35 protein-coding genes and 3 pseudogenes are annotated in these 26,792 nt (G+C 46.5%); 18 read left to right on the top strand and 20 right to left on the bottom strand.

Annotation, left to right across the window (positions count from 1 at the left end; genetic code table 11):
• Nucleotides 1–243 precede the first annotated feature (243 nt).
• Nucleotides 244–662 (bottom strand): annotated as a pseudogene (locus tag N4J56_RS21230) (transglutaminase-like domain-containing protein); the annotation flags it as partial.
• A 113-nt stretch (nt 663–775) separates the two neighbouring features.
• Entirely contained in the window at nt 776–1,003 is a 228-nt protein-coding gene (locus N4J56_RS21225) for a hypothetical protein (protein WP_317108244.1), read from the bottom strand.
• 204 nt (nt 1,004–1,207) lie between these two features.
• On the opposite strand from N4J56_RS21225, the gene N4J56_RS21220 reads away from it, so the two are divergent.
• The 3 genes from N4J56_RS21220 to metK all read left to right on the top strand — a co-directional run bounded on the left by N4J56_RS21220 (nt 1,208) and on the right by metK (nt 6,035).
• On the top strand, nt 1,208–1,723 hold the full coding sequence (locus tag N4J56_RS21220; RefSeq protein WP_317108243.1) for a DUF5132 domain-containing protein: 516 nt from the start codon (nt 1,208–1,210) through the stop codon (nt 1,721–1,723).
• Nucleotides 1,724–1,884: 161 nt separating this feature from the next.
• Nucleotides 1,885–4,857, top strand: coding sequence for an HAD-IC family P-type ATPase (locus N4J56_RS21215; protein WP_317108242.1), 2,973 nt, complete (start codon nt 1,885–1,887; stop codon nt 4,855–4,857).
• Nucleotides 4,854–6,035, top strand: a complete 1,182-nt coding sequence (gene metK / locus N4J56_RS21210; RefSeq protein WP_317108241.1) for a methionine adenosyltransferase — start codon at nt 4,854–4,856, stop codon at nt 6,033–6,035. The genes N4J56_RS21215 and metK overlap by 4 nt, the downstream gene beginning before the upstream one ends.
• Nucleotides 6,036–6,056: 21 nt before the next feature.
• On the opposite strand, the gene N4J56_RS21205 is transcribed toward metK, so the two are convergent.
• The 3 genes from N4J56_RS21205 to N4J56_RS21195 all read right to left on the bottom strand — a co-directional run bounded on the left by N4J56_RS21205 (nt 6,057) and on the right by N4J56_RS21195 (nt 7,501).
• Nucleotides 6,057–6,837 (bottom strand): IS5 family transposase gene (locus tag N4J56_RS21205; RefSeq protein ID WP_317105119.1). Its coding sequence is split into 2 segments (ribosomal slippage): nt 6,057–6,501 and nt 6,500–6,837, totalling 783 coding nucleotides; the frame shifts between segments, so codons are not numbered across the junction.
• A gap of 162 nt (nt 6,838–6,999) precedes the next feature.
• Nucleotides 7,000–7,227 carry a hypothetical protein gene (locus N4J56_RS21200; protein ID WP_317108240.1) on the bottom strand — a complete coding sequence of 76 codons (228 nt, stop codon included), beginning with the start codon at nt 7,225–7,227 and terminating at the stop codon, nt 7,000–7,002.
• Nucleotides 7,228–7,264: 37 nt separating this feature from the next.
• Nucleotides 7,265–7,501, bottom strand: coding sequence for a hypothetical protein (locus tag N4J56_RS21195; protein ID WP_317108239.1), 237 nt, complete (start codon nt 7,499–7,501; stop codon nt 7,265–7,267).
• 69 nt (nt 7,502–7,570) lie between these two features.
• Between N4J56_RS21195 and N4J56_RS21190 the strand changes: the two genes are divergently transcribed.
• Complete coding sequence (locus N4J56_RS21190; protein ID WP_317108238.1) at nt 7,571–8,518, top strand: IS701 family transposase; 948 nt, start codon at nt 7,571–7,573, stop codon at nt 8,516–8,518.
• A gap of 328 nt (nt 8,519–8,846) precedes the next feature.
• Here the strand turns inward: N4J56_RS21190 and N4J56_RS21185 are convergent, their stop codons facing one another.
• Nucleotides 8,847–9,020 (bottom strand): hypothetical protein, encoded by a 174-nt coding sequence (locus N4J56_RS21185; protein WP_317108237.1) that lies wholly within the window; start codon nt 9,018–9,020, stop codon nt 8,847–8,849.
• 992 nt (nt 9,021–10,012) lie between these two features.
• Between N4J56_RS21185 and N4J56_RS21180 the strand changes: the two genes are divergently transcribed.
• Together N4J56_RS21180 and N4J56_RS21175 are read left to right on the top strand one after the other, a co-directional pair.
• Nucleotides 10,013–10,264, top strand: coding sequence for a UPF0175 family protein (locus N4J56_RS21180; RefSeq protein WP_317106556.1), 252 nt, complete (start codon nt 10,013–10,015; stop codon nt 10,262–10,264).
• Between the two features lie 6 nt (nt 10,265–10,270).
• Nucleotides 10,271–10,759: a DUF3368 domain-containing protein gene (locus N4J56_RS21175; RefSeq protein WP_317106555.1), complete on the top strand. Its 489-nt coding sequence runs from the start codon at nt 10,271–10,273 to the stop codon at nt 10,757–10,759.
• A gap of 96 nt (nt 10,760–10,855) precedes the next feature.
• Here the strand turns inward: N4J56_RS21175 and N4J56_RS21170 are convergent, their stop codons facing one another.
• On the bottom strand, nt 10,856–12,208 hold the full coding sequence (locus tag N4J56_RS21170) for a hypothetical protein (RefSeq protein WP_317108236.1): 1,353 nt from the start codon (nt 12,206–12,208) through the stop codon (nt 10,856–10,858).
• A 53-nt stretch (nt 12,209–12,261) separates the two neighbouring features.
• Between N4J56_RS21170 and N4J56_RS21165 the strand changes: the two genes are divergently transcribed.
• Nucleotides 12,262–12,927 (top strand): helix-turn-helix domain-containing protein, encoded by a 666-nt coding sequence (locus N4J56_RS21165; protein WP_317108154.1) that lies wholly within the window; start codon nt 12,262–12,264, stop codon nt 12,925–12,927.
• A 3-nt stretch (nt 12,928–12,930) separates the two neighbouring features.
• Nucleotides 12,931–13,332 (top strand): transposase, encoded by a 402-nt coding sequence (locus tag N4J56_RS21160; protein WP_317108155.1) that lies wholly within the window; start codon nt 12,931–12,933, stop codon nt 13,330–13,332.
• Nucleotides 13,333–13,397: 65 nt separating this feature from the next.
• Here the strand turns inward: N4J56_RS21160 and N4J56_RS21155 are convergent, their stop codons facing one another.
• Complete coding sequence (locus N4J56_RS21155) at nt 13,398–13,787, bottom strand: hypothetical protein (protein WP_317108235.1); 390 nt, start codon at nt 13,785–13,787, stop codon at nt 13,398–13,400.
• Nucleotides 13,788–13,838: 51 nt separating this feature from the next.
• Between N4J56_RS21155 and N4J56_RS21150 the strand changes: the two are divergent.
• Nucleotides 13,839–14,901 (top strand): annotated as a pseudogene (locus N4J56_RS21150) (IS630 family transposase).
• Here N4J56_RS21150 and N4J56_RS21145 read toward each other — a convergent pair.
• On the bottom strand, nt 14,898–15,152 hold the full coding sequence (locus N4J56_RS21145) for a helix-turn-helix domain-containing protein (RefSeq protein WP_317108234.1): 255 nt from the start codon (nt 15,150–15,152) through the stop codon (nt 14,898–14,900). The pseudogene N4J56_RS21150 and the gene N4J56_RS21145 sit on opposite strands and share 4 nt — an antisense overlap.
• Nucleotides 15,153–15,321: 169 nt before the next feature.
• Here N4J56_RS21145 and N4J56_RS21140 point away from each other — a divergent pair, with 169 nt between their 5' ends.
• From N4J56_RS21140 to N4J56_RS21105, 8 genes and pseudogenes are all read left to right on the top strand, one after another.
• Nucleotides 15,322–16,563 (top strand): VTT domain-containing protein, encoded by a 1,242-nt coding sequence (locus N4J56_RS21140; protein WP_317108233.1) that lies wholly within the window; start codon nt 15,322–15,324, stop codon nt 16,561–16,563.
• A gap of 197 nt (nt 16,564–16,760) precedes the next feature.
• A pseudogene (locus tag N4J56_RS21135) lies at nt 16,761–16,943 on the top strand (adenosine deaminase); the annotation flags it as partial.
• Nucleotides 16,944–16,975: 32 nt separating this feature from the next.
• A complete protein-coding gene (locus tag N4J56_RS21130; RefSeq protein ID WP_317108231.1) occupies nt 16,976–17,179 on the top strand; it encodes a hypothetical protein in 204 nt (67 codons plus the stop codon).
• 20 nt (nt 17,180–17,199) lie between these two features.
• On the top strand, nt 17,200–17,850 hold the full coding sequence (locus N4J56_RS21125) for a class I SAM-dependent methyltransferase (RefSeq protein WP_317108230.1): 651 nt from the start codon (nt 17,200–17,202) through the stop codon (nt 17,848–17,850).
• A gap of 125 nt (nt 17,851–17,975) precedes the next feature.
• Nucleotides 17,976–18,254, top strand: coding sequence for a hypothetical protein (locus N4J56_RS21120; protein ID WP_317108229.1), 279 nt, complete (start codon nt 17,976–17,978; stop codon nt 18,252–18,254).
• A gap of 103 nt (nt 18,255–18,357) precedes the next feature.
• Nucleotides 18,358–18,627: a methyltransferase family protein gene (locus tag N4J56_RS21115; RefSeq protein ID WP_410500557.1), complete on the top strand. Its 270-nt coding sequence runs from the start codon at nt 18,358–18,360 to the stop codon at nt 18,625–18,627.
• Nucleotides 18,628–18,795: 168 nt separating this feature from the next.
• Entirely contained in the window at nt 18,796–18,963 is a 168-nt protein-coding gene (locus N4J56_RS21110; RefSeq protein WP_317108227.1) for a DUF1427 family protein, read from the top strand.
• A gap of 127 nt (nt 18,964–19,090) precedes the next feature.
• A complete protein-coding gene (locus N4J56_RS21105; RefSeq protein WP_317108226.1) occupies nt 19,091–19,774 on the top strand; it encodes an isoprenylcysteine carboxylmethyltransferase family protein in 684 nt (227 codons plus the stop codon).
• Between the two features lie 420 nt (nt 19,775–20,194).
• On the opposite strand, the gene N4J56_RS21100 is transcribed toward N4J56_RS21105, so the two are convergent.
• The 6 genes from N4J56_RS21100 to N4J56_RS21075 all read right to left on the bottom strand — a co-directional run bounded on the left by N4J56_RS21100 (nt 20,195) and on the right by N4J56_RS21075 (nt 23,716).
• Complete coding sequence (locus N4J56_RS21100) at nt 20,195–21,112, bottom strand: SDR family oxidoreductase (RefSeq protein WP_317108225.1); 918 nt, start codon at nt 21,110–21,112, stop codon at nt 20,195–20,197.
• Nucleotides 21,113–21,220: 108 nt separating this feature from the next.
• Entirely contained in the window at nt 21,221–21,739 is a 519-nt protein-coding gene (locus N4J56_RS21095) for a DUF1579 domain-containing protein (protein WP_317108224.1), read from the bottom strand.
• Between the two features lie 37 nt (nt 21,740–21,776).
• Nucleotides 21,777–22,190 (bottom strand): VOC family protein, encoded by a 414-nt coding sequence (locus N4J56_RS21090; protein ID WP_317108223.1) that lies wholly within the window; start codon nt 22,188–22,190, stop codon nt 21,777–21,779.
• A 180-nt stretch (nt 22,191–22,370) separates the two neighbouring features.
• The gene (locus N4J56_RS21085) at nt 22,371–22,634 is read right to left on the bottom strand and encodes an SRPBCC domain-containing protein (RefSeq protein ID WP_317108222.1); all 264 of its coding nucleotides are present in this window, start codon (nt 22,632–22,634) and stop codon (nt 22,371–22,373) included.
• Nucleotides 22,631–23,146 (bottom strand): hypothetical protein, encoded by a 516-nt coding sequence (locus N4J56_RS21080; protein ID WP_317108221.1) that lies wholly within the window; start codon nt 23,144–23,146, stop codon nt 22,631–22,633. The genes N4J56_RS21085 and N4J56_RS21080 overlap by 4 nt, the downstream gene beginning before the upstream one ends.
• Before the next feature lie 30 nt (nt 23,147–23,176).
• The gene (locus tag N4J56_RS21075; RefSeq protein ID WP_317108220.1) at nt 23,177–23,716 is read right to left on the bottom strand and encodes a hypothetical protein; all 540 of its coding nucleotides are present in this window, start codon (nt 23,714–23,716) and stop codon (nt 23,177–23,179) included.
• 145 nt (nt 23,717–23,861) lie between these two features.
• On the opposite strand from N4J56_RS21075, the gene N4J56_RS21070 reads away from it, so the two are divergent.
• Nucleotides 23,862–24,329, top strand: coding sequence for a MarR family winged helix-turn-helix transcriptional regulator (locus N4J56_RS21070; protein WP_317108219.1), 468 nt, complete (start codon nt 23,862–23,864; stop codon nt 24,327–24,329).
• A 70-nt stretch (nt 24,330–24,399) separates the two neighbouring features.
• Here the strand turns inward: N4J56_RS21070 and N4J56_RS21065 are convergent, their stop codons facing one another.
• The 5 genes from N4J56_RS21065 to N4J56_RS41160 all read right to left on the bottom strand — a co-directional run bounded on the left by N4J56_RS21065 (nt 24,400) and on the right by N4J56_RS41160 (nt 26,789).
• On the bottom strand, nt 24,400–25,032 hold the full coding sequence (locus N4J56_RS21065) for an FMN-dependent NADH-azoreductase (RefSeq protein ID WP_317108218.1): 633 nt from the start codon (nt 25,030–25,032) through the stop codon (nt 24,400–24,402).
• Nucleotides 25,033–25,059: 27 nt separating this feature from the next.
• Entirely contained in the window at nt 25,060–25,842 is a 783-nt protein-coding gene (locus tag N4J56_RS21060; RefSeq protein ID WP_317108217.1) for a glucose 1-dehydrogenase, read from the bottom strand.
• The gene (locus tag N4J56_RS21055; RefSeq protein ID WP_317108216.1) at nt 25,823–25,960 is read right to left on the bottom strand and encodes a hypothetical protein; all 138 of its coding nucleotides are present in this window, start codon (nt 25,958–25,960) and stop codon (nt 25,823–25,825) included. Before N4J56_RS21055 ends, N4J56_RS21060 begins: the two co-directional genes overlap by 20 nt.
• Before the next feature lie 136 nt (nt 25,961–26,096).
• Nucleotides 26,097–26,510 (bottom strand): hypothetical protein, encoded by a 414-nt coding sequence (locus N4J56_RS21050; protein WP_317108215.1) that lies wholly within the window; start codon nt 26,508–26,510, stop codon nt 26,097–26,099.
• Nucleotides 26,511–26,609: 99 nt separating this feature from the next.
• Complete coding sequence (locus N4J56_RS41160) at nt 26,610–26,789, bottom strand: EamA family transporter (protein ID WP_410500556.1); 180 nt, start codon at nt 26,787–26,789, stop codon at nt 26,610–26,612.
• Nucleotides 26,790–26,792 lie beyond the last annotated feature (3 nt).

Genomic DNA, 26,792 nt, shown 5'->3' with positions numbered 1-26,792 from the left:
TCCCAGCCTACAACTAGGCTATAATGCCTATGGAATACCTTCTAACTACATCTGTTGACTGTCTGTCATTCAAGATGCTGTGAGGCAGCGGCTACAGAACTTTCTCCTATCTGTATTATAAAATACAATTTGCTCAATTTTCTCGAACTCATCGCGAGCAAGATGCGATCAACAACTTAAATTTTTAATCCTTGAGATTCCAGCTTTATTGAACATCCTTGCTTTTCAATGGATGCAAGCGGTTTAACCGATCGCGGTATCCTCAGTCACTTTATCGATCCAGGCTGTGAATTTTACTAAATTGAGTAAACCGAAGGAAGTTATGAAGGCAATGTCCACGGTATCGAGACCTCTTGCCATCAGAATACGCCCGAATCGGGGGATATTATGACGAGCATCGAACGCATACCAGCGATCGTCAAGGTATACTCGAACCGTGTACTAAAATCCATTGGCAGGGGATAAGGAGGAACATCGATGTCGCCAAGATAGCCTGCGGCACAACGGGCTGGAATGTGCAAACAACGGCAAAAGGTAACAGCTAAATGCATGAAATCTCGACAAACTCCAGCGCGCTCGGTATACACGTCATAGGCGGTTTTGGTAAGACGGGCATATTGGTAGCTAAAGCGCACGCGATCGTGTACCCAATCGCAAACAGCGTAGTTGCAGTCAATGATGAATTAGCGCGACAGGGATTTCGGGTGTTGGGGTTGCCGCTCATCAGGGTGACAAACAGTTGTTAGAGCTGCGATCGCAAGAACTAGAGCAAAATTTAATCTTCATTCCCGCCAGCATTGACAATTTTGCAAATTTTAGCAGTGGATCTGGGGACGGATATGGTTCCAGCATTAGCACCTTTAACTAACTGGCAATGGTTGCTCTTGCTATTCTGTCCGCCACTCCTGCTAGGCGCAGAGGAATTGCGAAAAGCCATTTTCCGCCAGCCGCGATCGCTAATAATGTTAAGAAACCACACTAAAAGGTTTACGGGCAAGGTCAAAAGCTGTTGATGGTAACATTTTGCTAATTTTTAGCCAAGCTCGTTCTGTTTGCAATAAATTGATGATGGCGAACTCCATCCTACTATTTACAAAGACAATTCTTGTCAGTTTTTGTCATACTATCTATCTAAAATTGAAATTTCTCAAACTAATAGCTCAAATGGAATAAATCCAAATGTATGTGACTTACAGGTAATTTTGAAATGACACTGGAATTAGAGTCCGAAGAAGTTAAAGTCAAGCAGATTTTTGCCGGAATTACTGCAGTGATTCTAGCACCGATTGTTCTACCTTTAGCAGCGGGAGTTAACACTCCTCTGGGCAAAGCCGCACTCAAGAACTCAATCTTTATTTCTGAAAAAGTTAAGGAAGCATTAGCTCAAACTCAAGAAATTGTGGAAGATTTAGTTGTAGAGGTACAAGCTGAATTAGCCGCACAACCGCAGACAGAAATAAATTCTACAGTAACTCAAAACCAGTTTTCAAACCTAAAATCACCGATCGCTGAAGAATTAATAAATGTAATATATAGCTTCAACGAGCAAATTAGACAAACAACATCAGGAGTTGTCGATCTGCGCTGGCTAGTACCTGCGGGACTTGGTGCGCTCGCCCTCCGACAAATACTGACCAAAGGGCTAGAACTTGACGAAATTCCTTGGTACACTTTGGCGTGGTATGCATTTGATACTTTCACCAAGCTGAACGAACCCGAATAATTGTCATAGTAAAAGTAGAGGAGGTAATGCCTACCTCCTATAAGAGATAGTAAAATTCAAGTGTAGGGGATCGACTACCATCTTTCGTAATAGATAGTTAAAAATAAATTAACTCTTTTTTAATCACCAATTTTTTAACGTTTTATTGGGGTAAAAAGTTTGTGTTGCAAGCAATCCATACTACTATCAAAGGTAGGGCTAGATTCAAGATTAACGAACTTTATCGCTCGGAAGCTTTGAAGCTACACCTAGAGCGATCGCTTGCCACTCGCTCGGAAATTCTATCTGTTTCTGCTAATATTCTGACGAGCAATATTCTAGTTAATTTTGATTCTTCAATTGATGCGATCGAGGTAAAATCGTTAATTGAAGAAATTGTGACAGAGTACAATCACAAAAATCGAGGAATTCAGCAAACAAACATAGCGCTAAGCAGAGAGCGATCGCCTCAACCCACGACTAGTACGCAAAAGCAAACAACCCAAGACTGGCATTTAATGGCAGTAGATTCCGTTCTAGAGGCATTGCAGACATCGCCACTCACAGGATTGTCTGACGATTCTGTGGCTGAAAAATTACAGAAATATGGACTGAATGCTCTACCCGAATCAGCAATTCGCTCCGATCTCAAAATACTACTCGATCAGTTTAAATCTTTGCCAGTTGGTTTGCTGGGTGTTGCTGCTGGAATTTCATTTTTCACGGGAGGATTCGTCGATGCTTTAGTAATCATCGGTGTTATTGGTCTGAATGCGGCTATAGGTTATGCCACAGAAAGCCAGTCCGAAAAGATCGTTCATTCCCTAAAAAGCTGCGAACCAGCATCAACTTGGTCAATCAGAAATGGTAGTCAGATAGAAATACCTACAGAAAAAGTTGTTTTAGGAGATATATTACTTCTGAAACCAGGGATTTATGTAGCCGCAGATGCTAGATTGCTCGAAGCCGATAACCTGAGCGTTGATGAATCCGCCCTAACCGGAGAGAGTTTACCTATCACGAAAACAACTGCATCCCTCACAGGTGAAGATATCCCTTTGGGCGATCGCTTCAACATGGTTTACAAAGGCACTGTAGTCACTGGCGGTCGAGGATTGGCTGCGGTTGTGGCAACAGGTGGGTTTACTCAAATGGGCAAAATTCAACAACAAGTTGACGCAGCAACAGCAACAGAAACACCCCTAGCCAGACAACTAGACGAAGTTGGCACTCAGTTAGTTTTGTTGAGTTTAGGAATTTGCGGCTTTGTGTTTGGAATTGGAGTTTTGCGGGGATATGGGTTGCTACAAATGCTGAAGTCATCTATATCCCTAGCAGTTGCAGCCGTTCCCGAAGGACTGCCGACGATCGCCACGACAACTCTAGCCTTAGGCATTCAAGATATGCGCCAGCATAACGTCCTCGTCCGCAGTCTCAACGCTGTAGAGGCATTGGGTTCAGTACAAACAATTTGTCTCGATAAAACCGGAACGATTACTGAAAATACGATGTCAGTCGTCGAGATCCATACAGATAACAGACAAATTCAAGTAAATGGCTGTCAATTTATTGCTGGATCGGAAAACATTAATCCCTATACCTGTGATGAATTATTGAAGCTGATTCACGTCACGGTTTTGTGTAATGAAAGTCAAGTTAGCCAACAAGGAAGCGAATATATAGTTACGGGTTCGGCAACGGAGAATGCTTTAATTTATCTGGCGATCGCCGCTGGAGTCGATGCGATCGCGCTCAAGCAAAAATATCGGCTATTACAAACTCAAGCGCGATCGGAAAATCGCAACTACATGAGTACAATTCATGCTGTTGATGCGGCAGATCGGTTAGTTGCTGTCAAAGGCAGTCCCACCGAAGTCGTCCAAATTTGTCAGTGGTGGCGGAAAAACGGGCAACTCGTACCGCTGACAGAAGCAGATCGGCAAGCAATTGAAATTGAAAACGATCGGATGGCTGGGAAAGCGCTGAGGGTACTGGGCGTAGCTTATGCTTCAGCAATTGAGAATGGCGATCGTCAAGAATTGACATGGTTGGGGCTAGTGGGGATGGCAGATCCGATTAGAGCCGGAGCCAAAGAGCTGATGCGAGACTTTCATCAAGCTGGGATTGATACAGTCATGATTACCGGGGATCAAAGCCCAACTGCTTATGCGATCGCCAAGGAATTGCAACTGAGTAAAGACGAACAACTAGAAATTCTCGATTCAACTCATCTCGATCGCCTCACGCCTGAAGCACTCACAGCACTCGTCGATAAAGTGGATGTTTTTGCCCGCATCAGTCCCAGTAATAAATTGCAAATTGTCCAAGCTTTGCAAGCAGCCGGAAAAGTAGTGGCAATGACAGGCGATGGCATTAACGATGCTCCAGCGCTCAAAGCAGCCGAAGTTGGCGTAGCAATGGGTAAAGGGGGAACGGATGTAGCGCGGGAAGTGGCAGATATTATTTTAGAAGATGACAACCTGGAAACGATGATTGTCGCTGTGAGTCGGGGACGGACAATCTACAACAACATCAGAAAATCCGTACATTTTCTCCTATCTACCAATCTCAGCGAAATTTTGGTGATGACGACTGCAACAACAGTGGGATTGGGCGAACCTTTGAATGCAATTCAACTTTTGTGGCTGAATTTAGTCACGGATATCTTTCCTGGGTTGGCTCTCGCTTTGGAACCACCAGAACCAAATGTTCTCAGTCAACCGCCCCGCAGTCCTCAAGAGCCGATTATTAAAAATTCTGACTTGAGCAGAATTGCCTTTGAATCAGCAACAATATCTCTGTGTACTTTGGGAGCCTATAGTTATGGCATTTTCAGATATGGTGTCGGACAGCAAGCAAGTACCATTGCTTTTATGAGTCTGACATCGGCGCAACTGCTGCATACAATTAGCTGCCGTTCGGAAACACACAGCATTTTTAGTCAAACCAAATTGCCGAACAATCGATACTTAAATATGGCGCTTGTCGGCTCTTTTGCCCTACAAGTCCTGGCTTTAAGTCTTCCACCGTTGAGGAGTATTTTAAAAATTACACCGCTCGATCTTTTAGACGGTGCTGTCATTGGAGCTAGTGCTTTATTGCCTTTGTTAGCGAACGAAAGCACGAAAAACACTAAGCAAGGTGAAAGTCAATGAAAAAAGACTTCATGTTTACATCTGAGTCGGTAACTGAAGGACATCCCGATAAACTTTGCGATTTAATTAGCGATGCGATCGTAGACCGTTTTTTGCAACAAGATCCTTATTCGCGGGTAATTACAGAATGTGCTGTCTCTACAGGCATTGTTTTTATTGCTGCTAGATTTGAACCAAATGCTAATGTAGATTTCCCCAATGTAGCGAGACAAGTTATCGATCGCGTTGGCTACGATCGGTTTGAATTTAACGGCAAAACTTGTAGTATTCTAACTAGTTTGAGAGAATTACCTCCAGATAAAGATCGGTTTGACGAAAAAAAATTATCTTATGAGGAAATAGAGCAAATTCCTGTCAAAAATATTGTCAATGTTTTTGGCTTTGCCTGCCGTCAAACTTCGTCCATGATGCCACTACCAATTTGGTTAGCGCACAAATTAGCCAGACAACTAACGCATGTTAAACTGCAAAATATTCTCTCGTATCTTGCTCCTGATGGCAAAACTCAGGTAGGAATTGAATATAGAAATAGCAAACCACACAGAATTCATAGTATTAGTGTTATTGCCAGTCAAAATAGTCCATCACAGCCCGATTTAAATCGACTTCAGGACGATATTCGCACCACAGTTATCGACCCTGTATTTCAAGATGAAGAAATTAGACCTGATGCCCAAACACGGATATTTATTAACCCTGACGGATTAGTTATTGGCGGTGGTCCTGCATTACATTCTGGGGTGACAGGGAGAAAAAATGACGTAGATACCTATGGAGAATATGCCAAGCATAGTGGCTCAGCTCTAAGCGGTAAAGACCCAATTAGAATAGATCGAATTGGAGCTTACGCAGCTCGTTATGCAGCTAAAAATGTCGTAGCCGCAGGAATTGCTGATGAATGTGAAGTGCAATTAAGTTATTCTATCGGACTAGCAAGACCTGTCAGTATTCAGGTAGAAACTTTTGGCACTGGCAAAGTTGCTGATGAAAAAATTACTCAGCTTTTAGAACAACATTTTGATTTTCGGCTGGCTGGAATCATCAAGCAATTTAACCTAAGATTTCTGCCGTCACTAACTAAAGGTGGTTTTTACAAACAATTAGCTGCTTACGGTCATGTTGGTAGAACAGATGTCAATCTACCTTGGGAAGTTACTGATAAAGTTGACCTATTTTAGAGCTGATTTATAAAGTAAAAATCAAGCAGCTAGTCGTCTCAGCATCAGCCGTACCATAGCAGCGTAGACCATAGATTCACTTATTTCCGGTAGGAGTTCATAATCCTTACTTAGTCGTCGATAGCGTCCTAGCCAGCCAAAAGTTCGTTCAACTACCCATCTTCTGGGCAAAACTTCAAACCCATCTGTAATCCGCTTAACTATTTCTACTTCTGCACCGCAGACTACCATTACAGCTTGTGCAAAATTCTCTCCACTGTAGCCACTATCTGCCCAAATTAGCTCTAAAGACTTAGAGTTATAGCACTCTTCTAGCAATGCCACTATTGCTCCTAATCGTTCTGAAGCATTAGCTTCGGTGATTACTACACCCATTAGTAGTCCTTGAGGATCTACTACGACATGGCGTTTGCGACCTTTAACTAGCTTGCCGCCATCAAAGCCGGATACTTCCCCTTTTTTCCGTCGTTTTTACGGACTGGCTATCCACAATTGCAGCAGTAGCTTGATGAGATTTGCCCAGCTTCATCCGTACTTGTTCACGTAAGGCAAGATTTATCTGCTGCCAAATTCCTCGTTTTTGCCAACGCCGAAAGTAATAATAAACCGTTGAATAGGGTGGGAAGTCATGTGGTAGCATCTCCCAAGCACAGCCAGTTTTCAGCAAATAAAAGATGGCATTTACTACCTCACGCATATCCACAGTACGTGGATGTCCTCCTGGTCTTACAGGTGGAATTAATGGTTCAATGATTTGCCATTCTCGATCGGTTAAATCACTTTTGTAAGCTTTTCTACTCATGAGGCAATGCTTTGGGCTACTGTCTTGTCATAGTAAAAGCCTCTTGCCTCCATTCTCGCTGCTTTCAACTTTTCTTTATAAATGACCTCTAAGTTTACAAGAGCAACTTATGAACGATACAAATTACAAAACAATCTCAGCTCTGATACCATTTCTGGAAAATCAAGCACTGTTTTCGCTCACTTTTTCTAATGCTTCTACAATGTAAGACCACCCCGTGAGCGACACAATTACTGTGGATGAGAGAGAATTAATTAAATCAAAAACTTTATCTCTAAGGAGAGATAAGCTATTGAAATTCTTGCCTTTGAAGTACTTCTTTAAATCTTCCCACAATCGTTCAATGGGAGTGAGTTCTGGAGAGTGAGCTGGCTGAAAGATAGGCAGCACATTGTCTGGTCACACTAGAGTCGTGGCGGTATGACAACTAGCAAGGGAAGAGATGCAAGAGATTAAAACTATCGGGAAAGGCAGCCGCAAATAAGTCAATAAACTGTTGGAAGCAGACAGAATCGAGATGCGAAAATTCATAGAAAAAGTGTTCTCCACTTAAAGGTTCCACTGCTCCATAGTACGACAGTTGTAGATAAGCTAAACTAGATTGATTAGAAACACGGCTTAGCAATGCTCGATACATCCAACGTTTTTTTAACAGGTGTTGCATTAGAAGCGCTCTCGCAATGGAGCAGTACATTGAAGGCGTTTCAGCAAAAATTGGGAACACTTTGCCCGTTTGGAAGCACGCCTTGCAGCCTTTGATTATATTCAAGTACTACTGAGTTCGGTGGAGCGGAAGAATGGTTGGCAAATGGCAGAACAAGTAGGGTATGCCAATCCCTATCGCTTCCAGCATCTACTAGGGCGAGCGCAGTGGAACGCGGACGCAGTGTGTGCAGAAATTAGAAAGTATGCAGTGGAGCATTTGAAGAGTGAAACAGATATTTTGGCAATTGATGAAACAGGTTTTCTCAAGCAAGGAGAGCAGTCAGTTGGCGTACAGGTGCAGTATTATGGCACGACTGGACATTTGGAGAATTGCCAAGTGGGTGTGTTCATGTCCTATATCGGTGATCAAGGACAGACGTTGGTCGATCGCCGTCTGTATCTACCGCGTTCATGGGCTGAAGATCGAAGCAAACGTAAGAAGGGGGGGATTCCAGAAGAGATCGAATTTGCGACTCCTCCTCAACTAGCGCAGATGTTGTCTTCAGCAATTGATCAGGGAATTCGTCCTGCTTGGTTCGTAGCTTTGGAGGTCTATGGCAACGACGGTTCGTTCTGGTGGTGGCTGGAGAAGACTGCCAAACAGCCCTATGTACTGACAGTGAACAAGAAGCAGCCTGTAGTTATTGGTTGGCTCTTGTTTCGAGCTGAAGACTTATTACCACAATCAGATTCGCAGCAGTGGCAGCGTCTCAGCAGTGGAACTGGGAGCAAAGGAGAACGATACTATGATTGGGCGAGAGTAGCGGTTAACTGCGACCAATCTTTTGGATACCAGCGTTGGCTATTATTCCGCCGCTCTCTAGAATACCCTAAAGACCCTCGCATCAGCTACTACCAAGTTTTTGCCAAGAGCGATACAAATTTAGAAACGATGGCTCGAATCGCTGGACAAAGGTGGCGAGTTGAGGAGTGCTTTAAGTTTGCGTGCATACTCTCTAGGCTTAGGAGAATATGAAGTTCGTTCGGGCGCACGGTTGGCATCGACACATCACCCTCGTCCTTGCGGCTCAAACATTTTTGAGTGTACTGCGGCATCAAGCTGAGCCGTCATCGATAGGACTACCCCCCCTTTGACGAGTGCAACAACTGGCAGTCTGGCTGCATTCAAAGTGGCACGCGGTTTATTGTCCAACTAAGTATTTGGGAGATGAAGCGCTGGGTATCTAGACTCTTGTTTCCCACGTTCTGGTGTCTCGAACACATTTTACACTGGTCTTATTGGCGACGCGCCCATCAAGCTACTGCGCGTTACTGGCATTATCAAAAACGAGCTAGTCCCTCATCTACTTAAATACAACTGTAATACAAGGTCTCCAAGCTGTTGCCCACTCTGGGTAAAGTGGCATTACCCCCTCACGCGGACCAGTCTTACCTAAAAGTACCTGACAAGCATGAGGTGGTTGAGAATCAATTTGGCAATGCCAAACTTCGTGGCCGCGCAATCCATAGATTGTCATACGGGTATAGACTAGTTGCCATTGAGGATTAGCAATTGCCGCTCTGATAGTGGATATCTCTTCATCATTGGGAATGGTGCGGGACTGAACTTTACTAGCTTCAGTTAAAAAACCTGTACTAAGTACTGTACTAAAACTGAGGTTAATTATGCGCGATTTTTAGTTGTTTTGTCTATTGACTGCCAGATTTGTCCAGTCGAAGCCTACAAAACGATAAGGGCTAAAAACCTTATCAATAGGGAGTTTCGAGCTAAAACCATCGTCCGAACTCATTCACAGAAAAAAGCTGGTGACGGGATTTGAACCTGCGACCGGCTGATTACAAAACTGCAATCCAGTTTTTACAGTCTTTGTAGAATAACGGTTTGAGCAGGGCTAGAATTAGCTTTACTAAATTCTATACTATTTTCTCTGGTTGCTCAAAATGCTATTTTCATCGGCTACTCCTGCCACTACGGTCGGTCATCCAGGAAAATGCAGCCACCTAAAATTATCGGGGTTCTACAGCTCAGGAACAGCATACAAACGCTATCCCTAGCCTAAGTGTCTAATTTGCCACAATTGTCAAGACTCATACAAGATAATTTAGAAAAACAAGGGGGCGATCGTTTCACCGTCAAAACCTTAAAATAGGAAATTCAGGATTTGCGATCGCTGCTATTCTTAGCGCCTAACGAGCAGTGTAAGTGTAAGTTAGAGCTTAGTCTAGAAGCTTTTTGGAAGCTGGGATAACGATAGCAGAAGGCAGGATTAGACTGGTGACACGAAAATTTTCAGTTCAATAAGCAAAACATCATAGCATCTTAAAGACAAAGGTTTTGCTGTCGAGTATTTTTATTAACACCGAAATTCACACTGAATTGGTGGAGATATTAGAGGATAAAAGCAGGGCATAGCAATAACCGCAGCTCCCGCAAGCGCGATCGCGTTCTAGAATTGGATGTAGAAATAGACCAGTTACCCCCAAAATAGCTTTTAAGCAGAAGCCACAGATGAGTCACTTTGTAGATTCAATGGGAATAGAAATCTCTCCAGATACACTCAATCAAGGAGAAGGGGCAATTTTAAGAGAAATCGCGCTCCAGCTGTATGCGCGTCAGATTTTTACTTTTGGTCAAGCTCGTCGCTTAGCTAATTTATCAGTTTGGGAGTTTCAGCAACTACTGGGTCAACATCACATAGAGCGTCATTACAACGAAACAGACTTAGCTGAGGATATCGACTCAATCGGAGCAGGTTATTAGGCAACTGTGACAGTTATTTGTAATGCTACGCCTCTAATTAACTTTGCGGCGATCGCTCGTCTCGATATCTTACAAGCAACATTTGACCAAATCGCGATTCCTCAAGCAGTCTATGGTGAAACTACTGGTTTAGGCTTCCCAGGTACTGGGTTTGTACTACAAGCGATTGCCTCTGGGTGGTTACAAGTTCGTCCGGTAGCTACCATATCGCCTACCATTCCTGCGGAACTAGATGATGGAGAAAGGGAAGCAATCGCACTAGCGATTGAAATTAGTGAAAGGCGAATTTTGTTAGATGAGCGTGAAGCTCGTCAAGTAGCGCAGAGACTTGGCTTACAGGTTATGGGGACGCTTGGTATTCTCTTATTGGCTAAGAACAACCAGACCATACCTCAAGTTAGACCCATACTCGATCGCATGATGAATGTGGCTCAATATTGGGTGAGTGCTGCACTCTACGAACAGGTCTTACAACAAGCTGGGGAAGATATCTAGTAACGCGCTCGTTGGCGCGATCGCGCTCTTCCGTGCTAGGGACCGCGGGTTTTCTCTCTGAATTATAGGGAGCGCGATCGCTGCTCGATTTCTTCATCACGGGATCGCCTTGAGAAAAGCAACTGTAGTAGACCAATCTATGGTTCGATTCAACAAGGAGCGTTCAAAGAGGGAACGAATAAGGCTAATTTCTGGCGCTGACAAGTAGCGCGATAGATACTCGACATACGCAGGTCGCGTTGGATCGGTAGCACTAGCACTAAACCAGCGATTGAATAAATCTGACGACACGTACAGTTGAGTCGGATAATGCTCGACGGCTATTTTGACGTTCACCCCTGCTGCAATCAGTGCCAAGCGTAGATCTTCCACATCCCAATTCACCATCGGATCGGCGGAATTAGCATAGATTTCCTCTTCTGCCGCTGCTAATCGTTCGTACAGCTCGGCATCTAGCCTGTTAGCATCAAGCAAGTGATACAACCGTTGCGTATGCCGAGTTAGATTTTCTGCTAACACCAACACCCCTGACGGTTGTAGCAATTGGACTAAATGTTGTACTACTGCTACCTTGTCAAGTTCGTTACTCAAAGCGTTGCGCCCCACAATCGAGTCGAATAAAACATTGGGAGCAATGGCGGCTAATTTATTCGGCAACTGAGCGAGTGGCGCAGCTATAACAAGTGGACGCATTAGTTGGGGTAATTTCTCTGCCTGCTGTTGGATCGCTTGCGCTTGTCGATCGTTACGGACAACAGCATAAACTCCTCCTTCTGGTGCATGGCGTAGTGCTTCCCAAACCAGTAGACCGCTGCCTGCATTCACATCCAGGATGACGTGGTGGCGTTGGGGTGAAGCTAACTCAAACACGCGATCGCGTATGCTCGCAAGTTGTTCTCCCACTTGGCTCAACGCGCGTTGCAACCAGCGTTGGGAAGAGCGATCTGTAGGGCTAAAGCTGAGGATTTCCACAGGTGCGATTTGGGTATCCGACACCATTGCTGCTAGTTGAGCTTCGCGTCGCCGCATCACTGCTGCTTGAATTTTGCCTTCAAAACCTTGGGCTGATGGTTGATAAAATACCTGTCCCTGCAAGGATGCTGGTAAATATTGCTGTGCTACCCAATGTTCTCTGTAGGCATGGGGGTAAAGGTAGCCTTCCCCATGTCCGAATCCCTGCTTGTCGCGGTTACTATCTTTCAAGTGACTCGGTACATCAGCTTCCCTTTCCTTTTCCACGGCTGCCAAAGCATCGAAAAAGCCCATTGTGCTATTGGATTTGGGTGCGGTGGCTAAGTAGAGTGTCGCTTGGGCTAAATGGTAGCGTCCCTCTGGCATCCCGACGCGATCAAAGGCTTGGGCGCAAGCATTAACGACGACAACTGCATTCGGGTCAGCCAGTCCTACATCCTCGCTTGCCAGAATCGACAATCGACGTAAGATTACCATTTGGCTTTTAATACGCTACAGTTGAAGAAAAGAGACATTTAAATCTGTGAGTCATGTCTGGGAGAGTCAAGCTCAAGATTAACGAGTCGGCAGAAACGCTCCTCACTCTTTTAAAGCAGCAAAAAAGTGCAAGTGGGAAGGAAAGAGTACAAGCACTGTATTTGCTCAAGACTAAGCAAGTGGAAACGGTGCAACATTTAGCAGTGGTATTGGGACGGAATCGAGTCACAGTACAAAGGTGGTTAAGTCAATATCGCCGTGGTGGGTTGAATCAGCTATTAGAAGTAGGCAAAAGTACGGGAAGAACACCATTAATTCCAGCAGAGGCGGTAGAACGTTTAAAACAAGAACTGAGTGAGCCAGAAGGGTTTTCCAGTTATCAGGAGGTCAAGCTATGGTTAGCAGCAGAGCTAGGGATACGCGTGAAGTATGACGTGGTACATAATCTAGTTCATGACAAGCTAAAAGCTGACTTGAAAGTAGCAAGATCAAAAAGTAGCGAGCAAGAGCCAAAGGCAGTAGAAAACTTTAAAAAAGAACTGCCTCAAAAGATAACAAGTGTAATCAAGGAGGTACAAAAGCAATCAAAAAAGTTTAAGAGAGTGCGGTACTGGTGTGAAGATGAAACTAGGCTGGGATTGAGGACAATTCAGAGACGGAGATTGACATTAAGAGGAGTCAAACCTGTAGGAAGCTTTCAATTTAGGCGAGAAAAATAGTATGTGTATGGTGTTGTAGAGCCTCAAAGTGGAGAAAACTTTTTTCGGGAAATTTCCCATTTAGACACCCAGTGCTTTCAGGAATTTCTAAATGATTTTAGGCGAGCTTATCCTGAAGATTTAGATATTATTCAGTTAGACAACGGCTCATTTCATCCTACCTCCAAACTCAAAGTTCCCGAAAATATCATCCTTCTGTTTCAGCCAGCCCACTGTCCAGAGCTTAATCCCATAGAAAGGCTTTGGGAACAGCTCAAAGGTTTTTTAGGTTGGGAGGTTATTGATAATTTAGATGCGCTCAAAATTAAAGTTAGACAGATTCTCACCTCGTTTAGTGAAAAAACTATTAAAGATTTGACTGGATGGAAGTATATTCTCAGGTCTTTAGAAGTCGCAAATATTTAACCAAATGGTATGGGTGGTGACAGCAGTTTGAAAACTCTGGATAGAAATCAGAACCCAAGATTGCATCAAGCACCTGTTAAGTAGAGTAGGAGCAGATCAGAAACCTCTTGCTCAAACTGGCTATTACTCATAAAACTTGGATGTTCGATTACGGCTGAATGACATAACGATTCAACGGTGCGACTCAAGATGAAGACGGTCATTTCAAGATTTTGAGGGTGAATCCGATCTCGCCATCGTGTCAGGTATGCCCGTAGCAATTCTGCAATGCGTTCATCCGCTGTCTGCATTTGTTGTGGGCGTTCCGATCTTGGGATCTCTTCACTTAACACTTGATGTAGACACGGATCGATCGCGTGAGCAGCAATGACCGCTCCGATCAGTTCAGGGATAGCAACCTCTGGGGGTACATCGAATAAATTCTGCAATTTTGATTCTACTAAGTAGTAGGGCATAATTAAACGTAAGATAGAGAAAAGCCAAAAACTTGCTGATTTTGACCACTCATGCCTGCTCCTTTACGTATCGTTTTGACAGAGTCAGAAGACCGGACGTTGAGTGAACTTCGGGTTGCCAAAACCGTTGCTCAACGTACCCGAGATCGAGCACAAATGCTTCGACTCAATGCTCAAGGATGGGTAGTGCCAGCGATTGCCGAAATTTTTGAGTGCCAAGAGCAGACAGTGCGCGAAACCATCCGCCGTTGGCAGCAGCAAGGGTTAGGTGGATTATGGGATGCTAGTGGACGAGGAGCTAAAGCCAAATGGCAAGAAGCAGACATGGCCTACCTAGAACAATGCCTAGAGCAAGAAGCCAGAACCTATAATAGTCAACAGCTAGCCCAGAAGCTAGAGCAAGAACGACAGGTAAACCTAAGTGCTGACCGGATTCGCCGCATTCTAAAAAAAAGGGCTTTAGTTGGAAGCGGACTCGACACTCGCAACGGGGCAGACAAGATCCTGAGTACAAAGCACTCAAGCAAGCCGACTTAGACACACTCCAACTAGCTGCCTGTGAAGGGTACATTGACCTGAAGTATCTTGACGAATCGGGATGTTGTCTGGAAAGTCCAGTCAGTTATAGTTACTCTCGCATTGGAGAGCAGAAACACCGAAGAGCAGGTCAAATCCTATGGAGACCGCATTAGTATTCTAGGGATATGGCAACCAGAGCAGTCGTTTGACTATGCTCTGGTACAAGGCAGTTTCCACAAGGAACGCTATGTTAAAGTGATGAACGCTCCTTGCCCAAAAGAGTGAGCAGACATTGCTACAAACCGGACGGCTCACAGTCGTGGTGCAAGATAATGGTTCGGCTCATACCAGTCATCTTGCCCGTGAGCACTGGCAGCAGTGGCAGTCGAAAGGGCTATATCTCTTTTTTCTCCCCCAATACAGTTCACATATGAATCTGATTGAAGCGCAGTGGCATCAACTCAAAACCCATGAAATAGCCGGAAGGATTTTTGATAACGAGTATGATTTAGCGAATGCCATGATTGAGGGCATGGAGAATCGAAGTCAACAAGGGGGATGGACACTGGAACGTTTTATGTTTAAATCTGCCTAGCTACTTAATGCAGCAATTTCATTGGAATGTTGATCCATCAAGGCAGCCATCAAAGATTCCTTGTTTGGAAAGTACTGGTATAAAGAGCCAATGCTAATTCCTGCTCGTTCTGCAATTCGATTTGTGTTGGCTTTGTCGTAACCTTCCTCCGTCAAAATGTGAGTTGTTGCCTCCAGAATCGCCTCAACGGTCATGCGAGAGCGGTCTTGCTGCGGGAGTTTGCGGGGAGATGTGGAGCGTTTGCGTGGCATCGAAATCCCTCCGTCAAATGCGAGTTGCTGAATACAAGTAATTACTCATATTATGCAAGTAATTAATCATATTTAGGGAGGCGTTATGGATTCATCTCGGTATCCCAGATGGCCCTGCCTCATTCTCTGGGCGCTCCTCGCACTGTGCCTCGTCTCATGCACGGCGCGGATGCCGACAGTCGAGGAAGTCAATGGTGTAGTCCTGGATCTGCGTCAGTACAGCATGTGGGCATGGGCACCTGACATCGCGACTCTATGGGCCGATCTGGCTTTACCGGTTCCGCAGACGGCAGTAATCGCTGCGCTCGGCATCATCTACGGTGTGATTGGCGGCGGCCTAATCAGTAGCTTTGGCTTGGTCACCGGTGGTCTTCTCGGTTACGCCATCGCCCGCAGGTATGGTCGTTGGCTAGTGGTGCGGTTGGTCGGCAACCGATCCCTCGAGAAGGTAGAGAACCTCTTCGATCACGGGGGGATGTGGGCAATCGTTCTTACGAGCAGCCTTCCGTACAGTATTCCAGAAGCCGTTGTTCTCGTGTCGGGCTTGGGACGAATGCGCGTCCGCGAAGTCTTTGTCGCTCTGATACTGGGCAGCGTGCCCACCGCGTTTGTCTTTTCGGCAATAGGTGCAGGATGGAGTGAACAGCCCGCACTAGCGATCTCACTCAGCTATTTCTTGCCAATCCTCCTTGTTCCAATCGCACTCTACCTGATGCATCGCAGACCGGCTGCACACGCCGCTAGGCTCCAAGGGCAAAAGGCTTTCAAAAGGGAGTTGACTGAGATGATGGACATGAAGCAAACATTGGTCATGGCGATCCGATCTCAGTTTATGCGACCCCGTGGGTTTGCAGGCTGGCTCGCTGGGTGGGAGATGGCACTGCGATCGTCGAACCGTAAGCGTAACGTGTGGGCAGTCGGTCTGCTTGGGGTGGAGCCAACCGATCATGTCCTTGAGATCGGCTTTGGACCGGGGATTGCGATCTGGGAGCTAAGCCGTCGGGCAACACAGGGACTTGTGTGTGGTGTCGATCACTCGGAAATCATGGTTCAGCAGGCAACCAAGCGCAACATAGATGCCGTACGCGCGGGTCGCGTGGATCTGCGTTGCGGTTCGGTCGAGCACCTTCCAGCGTTCAAGGAGCCATTTGACAAGGTCTTGGTCGTGAACAACATGGGTATGTGGCGCGATCCAGGCGATCGGCTCAAAGACCTGTATCGCCTCATGCGTCCCGGCGGACGGATCGCAATCGTCTCTCAGCTGCGATGCCCCGGTGCCACGGCAGAGACGACAGTGGCTGCGGGTGGCGAGATCGTAGCACGTCTCACAGAGGCAGGCTTCATGTGCATCCGGTCGAACACACTTGCGCTCACCCCGCCCGTTGTTTGTGCGATCGGTGAGGTTCCATGAAGACTGCTGTGTGGACGTTGCGAGGTTGTTTGTCATTGAAAACGCTTGTATCAGCAAGCAAGTTGTTTTTAATTACTAATGAGAGTGCAGTATGGTGGACACTTTTGCCCAAATGTTATTTCTTATGAGTTGGCTCCTAAAGAGCATTTCAAGAAATTAATCGATGTTAACTATACCCCGCTCCCAGTAGTAATTCGGACGACCCAGCCATGTTTTCAACCAGTTTAACGAACGAATATTTGACGCTTGCAAAGCAAGGATTTAGCTGGGAGGAACCTTGGCAACTCAACTTGAATACTTTGGAGGCGACATTTTTAGATGAAGCAGAAAAAGATACATATCGTATCGACTGGGAAAAGTTCTTGCGGACAGCAAGCTAATACAGCGTTGGAGCAGCGAACGAAAGACTATTGTGCTTCGTTTCAAAGCTGTTTACCACCGCTCAACTGGGTTGTTAGGCTTCATCTGTCCTGAGGGAGATGTAGTCGAGGAAACCTATGACAAGCGCAGACTCCCTGCCCTACAAGGCTTCTGTGCGCCGCTAGCTGTAAATAACCACCAAACTAGGACATGTAGCCAACGCGCAGGAGACTGGCTCACGCCTGGTGTTGGGTAGCCTTACTGAACTCATGTACTGTGGACAAGATAGAGCGATTGCAAACAGAGTTGCAAAACAGTTATGACCTTGTGGCGGAAGAATACGCTAGACAGTTTTATGATGAACTGGACAGAAAGCCATTTGACCGCAAGATGCTGGATTGGTTTATCGATAAGGTGGATGGAGTAGGAACGATTTGCGATTTAGGGTGTGGTTCTGGACACATCGCAAATTACTTACACGATCGTGACTTAGAGGTTTGCGGAGTTGATTTATCGTTGGGAACGAGCAAACAAGCGCAAAAGTTAAATCCGAATATCACCTTTCAACAAGGGGATATGATTTCTTTAAATAATTTTGCTGACAACTCTTTCGGCGGAATTGCCGCCTTCTATTCAATTATTCATGTTCCTCGTTCGTTGGTAGCTGACGCTTTACGAGAGATGCAGCGGGTGTTGCGCTCAAGAGGCGTGCTCTTGCTGACATTTCACATCGGACAGCAAACCCATCGCCTCGAAGAATGGTTTGATAAGAAAGTCTTTTTGGACTTCCACTTTTTTGAGACAGCACAGATGAAAGATTATCTTCTGACAGCAGGCTTTGAGTTAGAGGAAGCAATAGAAAGAGACCCGTATCCTGATATAGAAGTTCAAACCCGCCGCGCTTATCTTTTTGCAAAGAAGCCGTAAACGAACGCACCGTCCAATAGTTTGCTGTACTGGAACGTACCAATTAATCATAAGTTGCACAGCTTTCTGCGTCCTTTAAGCTTGGTTGTTTGGCTTCATCTGTCTTGAAAGAACCGTAGTGTAAGATGAATGCTATACGGCGGATAGCAGTACAGTATGGCTATGAACAGTACGATACAGCCATCCACCATCACATAGAGGGAGGTGAGTGCAATGACTCTCATCGTGGAGTTGCCAGCCCGCAGTGCTATCGTGACACCTGGAGGGACTCCATGACAAACGATGTCGAGAGCGATAAAGCGGAGACAAGCATGGTGCCGGAAGTCGCCAACTCTGGAATCATGCGACCTCCTTTGGTATGCTTGGGTGCGATCGCCCTAGGTCTGTTGCTGCATTTCGCCTGACCAGTTCGACTCGTGTCTCGTGCTATGAGTATGCCAATCGGGAGTACTGTAGTGCTTGTCGCCGTCGCTAATTTCCTCTGGGCTGTTCGCACGCTTCTAACCGCTGGCACGCCCGTGCGGGGCAATCGTCAAACCACCGCGATCGTGTTGTACGGGACCCTATCGATACAGCCGCAATCCCATCTATCTGTCTTTCTCGCTGCTCCAGCTCGGTGTCGCATTCTGGGTCAACAGTCTCTGGCTACTCGTCACCCTCATGCCAGCGATGGCGCTGATGTCTTTTGTAGTCATCCCGCGAGAGGAGCAATACCTGGAAACCCACTTCCCGTCAGACTACTTGCCCTATAAGGCTTCTGTGCGTCGCTGGCTGTAAGCAACTGCCGAACAAGGGCATGGTTTGACACTGTGAAAGCGGCTGCGATCAACTTGACGCGAGCTATACCTGTAGAACTTGCTGCTGAAATTAGCTTTGATTTTGGACTTCTGGCAGAGACTAAGTTCGGGTGATGCTCTATCTCTAGGGAAATTGGAGTATTTAATTATGAGAGAATTCATTCTTTCACTCGTCGCTGGCTGGATTGTCGGTGTCCTGTTTGGATGGCTAAAGTTGCCATTACCTGCACCGCCGCTAATGGGATTTGTTGGGGCACTAGGAATTTTGTTGGGTGCTTGGTCGATCGAGCAATTAAAACAAATTTTACTCAACTGATGCGATCGCAGTTGTTGAATATCCCTCGATCGCAAGCACGAGCGATCGCAACAGATAACTTATAGCCAACAATCTCGCACAAAACTATCATGACATTTCATTATAAAAAACATCCAATGAGGTAACGATGTTTATTTTTAAGCTCCTGTTCGCAATTTTTTGGAACCTTGTCATTTTCGGCGGGCTGTTATTGTTGCCAGCAGGGACGTTGGACTGGTGGCGTGCTTGGGTATTTCTGGGGATAGTTCTGGTTGGTACGTTTGCAACCATAACCGTTGTTTTCCGAGAAAATGAAGATCTACTCGACGAACGTTTCAAACTACCGATTCAAGCAGAACAACCTCTTGCAGACAAAATTATCGCTAGCTTGCTGGTCGTCACGTTTTTGGGTTTGATTGCTTTCATCCCCGTGGATGTGTTTCAACTTCACTTGTTCGATCGACCAGGTGGAATTATCTCAGCTTCAGGACTGCTCCTTTTTATTACAGGTTGGTTAATTATCTCTCTTTCCTTTAAAGCGAATACTTTTGCGATCCCCGTGGTGAAATATCAAGCAGAGCGACAACAAACGGTTATTGATACGGGAGTTTACAGTATTGTGCGGCATCCCATGTACGCAGGAGCAGCTCTAATGATAGTTGGGATGTCTCTGTGGTTAGAATCTTATGCAGCAGCTCTGCTAGCGATCGCACCAATTACCTTGTTGATAGTGCGAATTTTGTTTGAAGAACAATTTTTGAAGCAAGAACTGAAGGGCTACGATAGTTATACCGAAAAAGTTCGATACAGACTATTACCATATCTCTGGTAAAGCGAAATGGGGGTACATTGAATTTAAAATCAGCTCAAAAGGTAGAGGAAGTTTTCCAAAATGAGTGGAGAAACTAACTCACAATTGTTTCATCGTCAGTGCGAGAAGCAGGCGATCGCGATGCAGAGTTCACCCAAATTGTTAACAGTTTGTGGACTGCCTGGAATTGTAAAGAGATTGCTGCTCTGCAAAGGTTATTTGTAGAAAGTGTAGATTTCTTCAGCCACTAGCCTAACTGGCAAAGTATGGGGAGGAGCAAGCGAGCAGGACGGACAAAAGATTAAATTTCCTCTTATCAGCTGTAAAGTAATAATCTTCCGCTTCACGACTGAGGCTCAGCCAGATTGACGAGCGCATCATATTACGTCGCGATCGCAATTTGTCGCATTTTTCTGGTCAGCGCGAAGATAACGAACGACGCTAACGATATCCAGTGGCATCAGCAGGTTTACCAGCGTCTGCCACCTCACGAATGTAACGCCAAGCATCAGGCTGCGAGCCATCTAAGTCCCTAAAGCCATAAATCTGCGCCAGTTGACCGCTCGATAGCGACTGACCGCTCCAGCGAGCCACATCCGGATCTTGGGCAAGACTTGCAACGGCACGACCGATGTAGCGAGGGGTTTCAGAGATAACGAAATGGGGTTCTTTTGCTGTTGCATCCTGCCAGTTAGCTTCGCTCACGCCAAAATGCTCTAACATGATTTCCGATCGCAGCCAGCCTGGAGTTAGTGCCACAGCCGTACATTGATGCGGTTGCAGCTCGCGTGCCAGTGCCCAAGCCATGCGGATGACCGATGTTTTTGCCAAATCGTAAAATAGCGACAGTCGATAGTTTCTGTCGTTGTATTCTGCCGTGCCATCCGTAATCTCGACAACTAGTCCGCCTGGATTTTTGATTAACAGCGGTAGTGCAAAGTGGCTGGTGATGATATGCGTGTCGATCGCCAGTCTCAGCATCCGCAGCCCTCTCTCCAGCGAATGCTGCCACACGGGCACGTTCCACTCTATGAAAAACTCAGCTCCCCAGATATCGTTGACCAAAACATCCAGCCGCCCTTGCTCGCTGTCAATGCGTGCCACCAGAGCTTGAACTTGTGTTGGATCGAGATGATCGACAGCAACCGCGATTCCCTGACCGCCCCCTCGCTCCACCAAATCTGCTGTTTCTTCAATAGTTTCAGGACGGTTGTATTCGGAGCGGCGATCGCGGGTAGTTCGACCTGTGACATAAACAATTGCACCAGCCGCACCGAGTTCGGTAGCGATGCCACGACCCGCACCGCGTGTTGCTCCAGCAACCAGAGCTACTTTACCCTTCAGTATTTGATTTATCATCACAACTGTCTCTAGTTGTATCTTCTGAGAAGATAAGCTCCTTTTCCTTAAAGTTACCGAATTTTGCCTTCAAAATTTGCAAAAAAGCGATCGCTCACACAACTGGAATTACTTCTTCTGCCAATAGTTTACTGTCATAAACTGATGCCACTGCCCGTCATCGCCCAGCACTTGCGATGTCATCACTCGCCAATCGTCACTCTTGAACTCGATCGCATCCTTATACCTTGCCATCTTCCCCTCGCCAGCCATAGCAGGTCCCTCAGAATCGAGCGTCAACACTCTCTCAGCCGCGTCCAATTCGCCGCCGTCGTACACCCAGAGGTGTGTCATCATCGACCCGATCCACGTACCCACATACCGCTGCTGCTGCGGGTCGTAGCCGAGCGTCATCATCGTCGTCGCGGCTTTGCATCCTGGCATCTCGCCCTGTGCTTCGGCTAGAATCCAGAGTCCGCCAAGCGACCGCACGCTCTCAATCCCTGTAGCCTTTTCAACAGACAGATCCGATCCCATCTTCACCTCGATTTCATACGTCCATTCGCCAACGAGCTTTTGTAGCCAATCGTGTTCCTTCTGCGGTTGGGTTGTCATCGTTGAAGGCTGTTGTGTTTTGGTTGACTCCATTGCTGTATCTCCTTTTCATGTCGCTGTCACGTCTAAATCATTCGGTAGCTCGATCGCAATTAATCATCCAGGGGATGCCAAATCGATCTACAACCATGCCAAAGCGAGCAGCCCAGAAAGTTTCCTGAATCGGCATTTGCACTGTCCCGTTTTTTGCCAAGGCGTGAAAGACGCGCTCTGCTTCTGCTGGAGCGTCGCTCCCAAGCAACACGGAAAGACCTTTTGGTTCTTCATACCGCTCTGGCGGACTATCAGCACCCATCAGTACCTTGTCACCCACAATGAGGCTGGCGTGCATAATTTTATCGCGCCATTCGGGGGGCGTTTGCTCCGCCATTGGCGACTCCCCGTAAGTCATCTTTGCTTCGATTTTGCCACCCAAACATTGCTCGTAGAATTTAACCGCCGTCTCGCATTGACCGTTGAAATTCAGATAAGGACTCAATTGCATCGAATTCTCCTTCGGCGATTCAAGGATTGAGAAATGCGAGCGCGTGCAACGATCTGGCTGCCCAATATGCAAGTTAGTTCAATTGTACTATTAAGCTATCGGATCTGCCGCTCGGTGAAGTCAATCTTAAGAAAAAGACACGAGTTAAGATGACTTCCCAATCTGAGGAAAATGTCAACATTAGTCCAGCACTCTTTCTTCGACCATCTTTGCCAAATACTCATCTAGACATTCCAAGCTGGAGTTCCACCCAGCGACGACCCCCATCTCTTCATGCTTGCGGCGCTCTGCAACAGACTCGTACAGAATCCGCAGCGTGAGTTTGGTCTTGCCAGCCAAATCCTCAAAAATCACCGTCATCACTATTCCTCTTGGTAGATCGGCATTCATCACCTTTTCAAAGCCTTCATCAAATTCATCACTGGTGACAAATAGTAATCTCACGCATTCTGACCATTCACCCAGACGGCGATGACGATCGCGATTAGACTCACGAGGGCGAACCCCGCACGCGCTACATGCGAGTACTCCCATTGGTTCCGCAAGTCCGTCCAGTCCACCGGACGAGGTTGGTTAGATGGATTCGCTGTGAATGAGAAAAAGCCAGCACTAAAACGGTTGAGGTTTTCGCCCTCCAGCCAGAACTGATTGACTGGGTGCGTCAGGAGCCAATACACGACTTGCATACCCACCAGTCCGAGTAATGCCACCAGCGTCAGCCAGAATTCTGCACTTCCCAATGGCGTAAAGAACAACAGGGCGAGCGTTACAACTAAGCCACCAAACTCACCAACGCCGCCGCCGATCGTGAACCCTGGATAGTAGATGGGCTGCATGGCAAAGTAAGCTTCCTTTGTAAGTCGCATTTTCCCAGGCAACTCAAGCGCATGGGCGAGTGCGAGCGCCAGCGCCACAGCAATTAGGATCGCGGTGAGAATTTGTAGAACATCAAACATTCGTTGTACCTCCTCGCCTGACGATTTGGATTAAATTCTTTCGCGTGAAGCTCGTCTCAACACCCCATAGGGTTGTTCAGCCCGATCTTGCAGATATCGTGCAGGTGTTTCCACCAGAACAGAAAGCACCAGCGCACCCAATGCGGCTAGATGGCAGAAAAATCTTGCTAGGTGCGAATACTCCCATTGGTAGCGGAGTTGTTCCCAGTTAGCTGGAATCGACTCTGGTGTGGCGCTGCGGAACGCAACATTTGCGGGTTGAGTGAAAGCAAAGAAAATGACTGGAAATGCCAGCAACATAAACGCGATCGCTATTAGTGTCAGTCCAAATGCAGGGCGACGCTTGCGGATGAGGACAGCCAATACAATCGCCGCCACAGGTGCAGCAATCTCAATAAATGCACCAATATTCGGTGGTCCAAATGCCACGTACAGGCTATTTTGAATTGCTATGTATTGGGATGCCGAGTACTGCATTTTGGCTGGAAGTTCTAGTGCGTGACACAGCGCCATGCCCGTGACGAGGGCAGATAGGATGAGAGCGATAAAGCGCCAGGTTTTCAAAAACATAGTCAATCCTCCTCGCTGAGGCTTGCGGACAGCAAGTTGGAGGCATGGCTGAGATTCAGCCATAATTTCAGTATGACAATCAATAGTCAAAATGACAATTAGTTGTCATATGACGAGTGTAAACTTTTGTGAGTCACAACGCCCTATGGCTAAACAAGCAGTTGATAGAACCGCAGCAGGAATTGCGATCGAAGAGTTAATCGTGGAAATTGTTGCCACCTTTTTTCTACTGCGAGCAGAAGGAATGCGAATCGGAGTAGTTTCATCCTCTGGAGAAGGTTACTGGAGTGTTTTGCGACTGCTGAAGCTGAATGGCGCTCAAACTGTACCGCAGATTGCCCGCTCTCGTTACGTTCCTCGGCAAAGCGTGCAAAAACTCGCCAACGAGATGCTAGAGGATGGAGTCATTGAGTTAGTGAATAATCCCGCTCACAAGCGATCGAAACTCTTGCGCCTTACACCCAAGGGAGAAGCTGTTTTTCAACAATTGAGCGATCGCATTGCCGCGTTAACGGAAACTCTGGCAGAACAAGGGGATGCAGCTCAATTGCAAAACGCAGTCGCTGTTGTCAAACACTTGCACGAACAACTGAGAGAGATGTTGGATCGATAAATCGATGCTCCAGCCACCCAGTAATGCCATCGGGTGCATCTTTTAGAAAAATCATTGAGTGACTCCACGCCTATGCAGCAACTAGCTCGCAGATTTTGGCACGAGCTGCCGCGATCGACTCGGCTAACTTTTGCCCGCCATACTCATCGTTTTCCACATGAATAAAGGAAATATCCGTGATGCCCATAAATCCAAAGACGGTAACAAGATATGGGTCATGATGATTCATCTTCTCGTACCGTCCGCCAGGTTGAAAGCCAGAATCGCCTCGTGCCTCGATCGCAAACATTTTCTTACCCAATACGAGCGGCTGGAAAACGTTGACAGAATCACCAGGTTCAAATGTCACGGTGCGTCCAACCCTGACAATTTGGTCGATATAAGCTTTGAAAGTAGCAGGAACGCTAAAATTGTACATGGGAACGCCAATAACGTAGACATCTGCCGCTAAAAATTTGTCCGCTAGTCGATCGCTGAGGCGAATTGCTTCCCATAGTTCGGGCGATCGCCGTTCGGGTGGAGTGAAAGCTGCGGCAATCCATGATTCATCTACAAAAGGAACGGGGTTGCGTCCGAGATCTCGGTAGGTAACAGTATCGTTTGGATGAACCCGCTGCCATTGTTCAACAAACTCTCTGGTCATACGGCGAGAATGGGATCTTTCACCACGCGGACTCGCATCAATGTGCAATAGATGTGCCATCGTTGTAAATCTCCTAAAACAACTTGGTTAATTCCGAGAACCAGGAATGGCAGAGCCACCGTCAACTGAAATGGTTTCTCCGGTGATGTAAGTGGCTGCATCGGAGCAAAGCCAGACGACCGCTTCCGCAACTTCCTCAGAACTACCTAATCGCTTCAGCGGAATATGATGGGTGAATGCTTGAACAACCGCATCGTTTGGATCGTCAGGATTGCCAAAGCGACGAAACATTTCCGTGTCGATGATGCCAGGGTTGACGTTGTTGACTCGGATGCCAGCTTTAGCGCATTCCAATGCCGCTGCCCGTACCATACCGTCTAAGCCGCCTTTGCTGGCAGAGTAAATCGTGGTACCGAGTAGCCCGCCTTTTGCCAACCAGGAGGAGGTATTGACGATAGCTCCCCCAGTTACCTGTGCGATCATTTGCTCTATCTCGTACTTCAGGCAGAGCCAAACTGCTTTTAAGTTGGTGGTAATGGTTCGATCCCAATTTGCTTCAGTTAACTGTGTCATGGGTGCAAACACGCCTTCAGTTCCGGCATTGTTGAAGGCATAATCTAGCTGACCGTAAAGCGCGATCGTTTTTTGGATCAGTGCCTCAATTTCTGCGGGTTGAGATACATCTGTTTGCACAAAACTGGCTTCTTTGCCTAACTGCCGGATTTGCTCGACTGTCTGATTGCCTGCGGTTTCTCGCCGTGCCGCTACGACTACTTTTGCTCCCTGTTTGGCAAATTGCAGGGCGGCGGCTCGACCTATGCCAGAACTTCCCCCAGTCACGAGAGCAACTTTATCGCGTTGAAAATTCATGATGTTTTCTCCCTTCAAATTGTTGAAATAGCACGATGTTTTGAGGCTCTGGCGCAGTGGCTTCCGGTTGTTTCAGCACTCGGCTTGTTCTGCCGCAATGCGGCTTGCTGTTAGGCATCGCTCCCCTCTAGGACTCGAATCAATGTGTAATAGATGTGCCATAGTTTTTCTTGAGTAATTACTGTTCTCATAAATTTCTCTGCGTCGATCGGCTGCTTTTCATACATTCGATCGCGATCGCCTGATACAAGTCTCTAACCATAGGCTTGTCCGAGCATCGAAGTGATGTAGCGATATTCTTGCGTGAAACCGCCAAATCCATAAGCATCATCTCGTACCTCCTGGATGTAGATGTAACTTTCGGAGTGTAGCTCTCCTAATATGTCGCTCATTTTGGCGAAGACTTCTGCAATGTATTGGGCTTTTTCATCCTTAGTGTTGGTGCTGTCAGTAATTTTGATGTCCATGTAAAAGCTGCTTTTACCTTGCTCTGCTAGTGATTTGCCGTCAATAATCCAGTAATTTGGATTGATAAAATCAATCGCAACAGCCGTAATGTCTGGATTCTTGTGCAAGATCTGAGCCGTCAGCTCTACAAGCGTCGTAGCAACTTTTTGAATCAGGTCAGGCGAAGGTTCACCACTAATTTTCAGATTCAGAATTGGCATGATAGATTCCTTGTTGTTGCAATCGTGCATTTTAACGATCTGGGATGAGATCCTCGCTCGTCAATTTAGATTGACTAGTTGAAATTTACAGGTGAAAAATTACTGTTGGTGAGAAGACTGTCGCAGTTGGATCGCAGTAACTGCCACAACGATTGAGATTCCGCCCGCAATTTGCAGCAGTGTCAAGGTTTGTCCAAACCACAGCCATGCCAGAATTGCCGCTACAAACGGTTCTAAAGTGGCAACAATCGCGGCTCGCTCGGCACGAACTCGTTGAATGCT

It is taken from the genome of Chroococcidiopsis sp. SAG 2025 (assembly GCF_032860985.1).
In the GTDB taxonomy this organism is placed as follows: Bacteria; Cyanobacteriota; Cyanobacteriia; order Cyanobacteriales; family Chroococcidiopsidaceae; genus Chroococcidiopsis.
The sequence above is the reverse complement of the archived record's forward strand: the minus strand, read 5'-3'. Positions and strand labels throughout refer to the sequence as shown.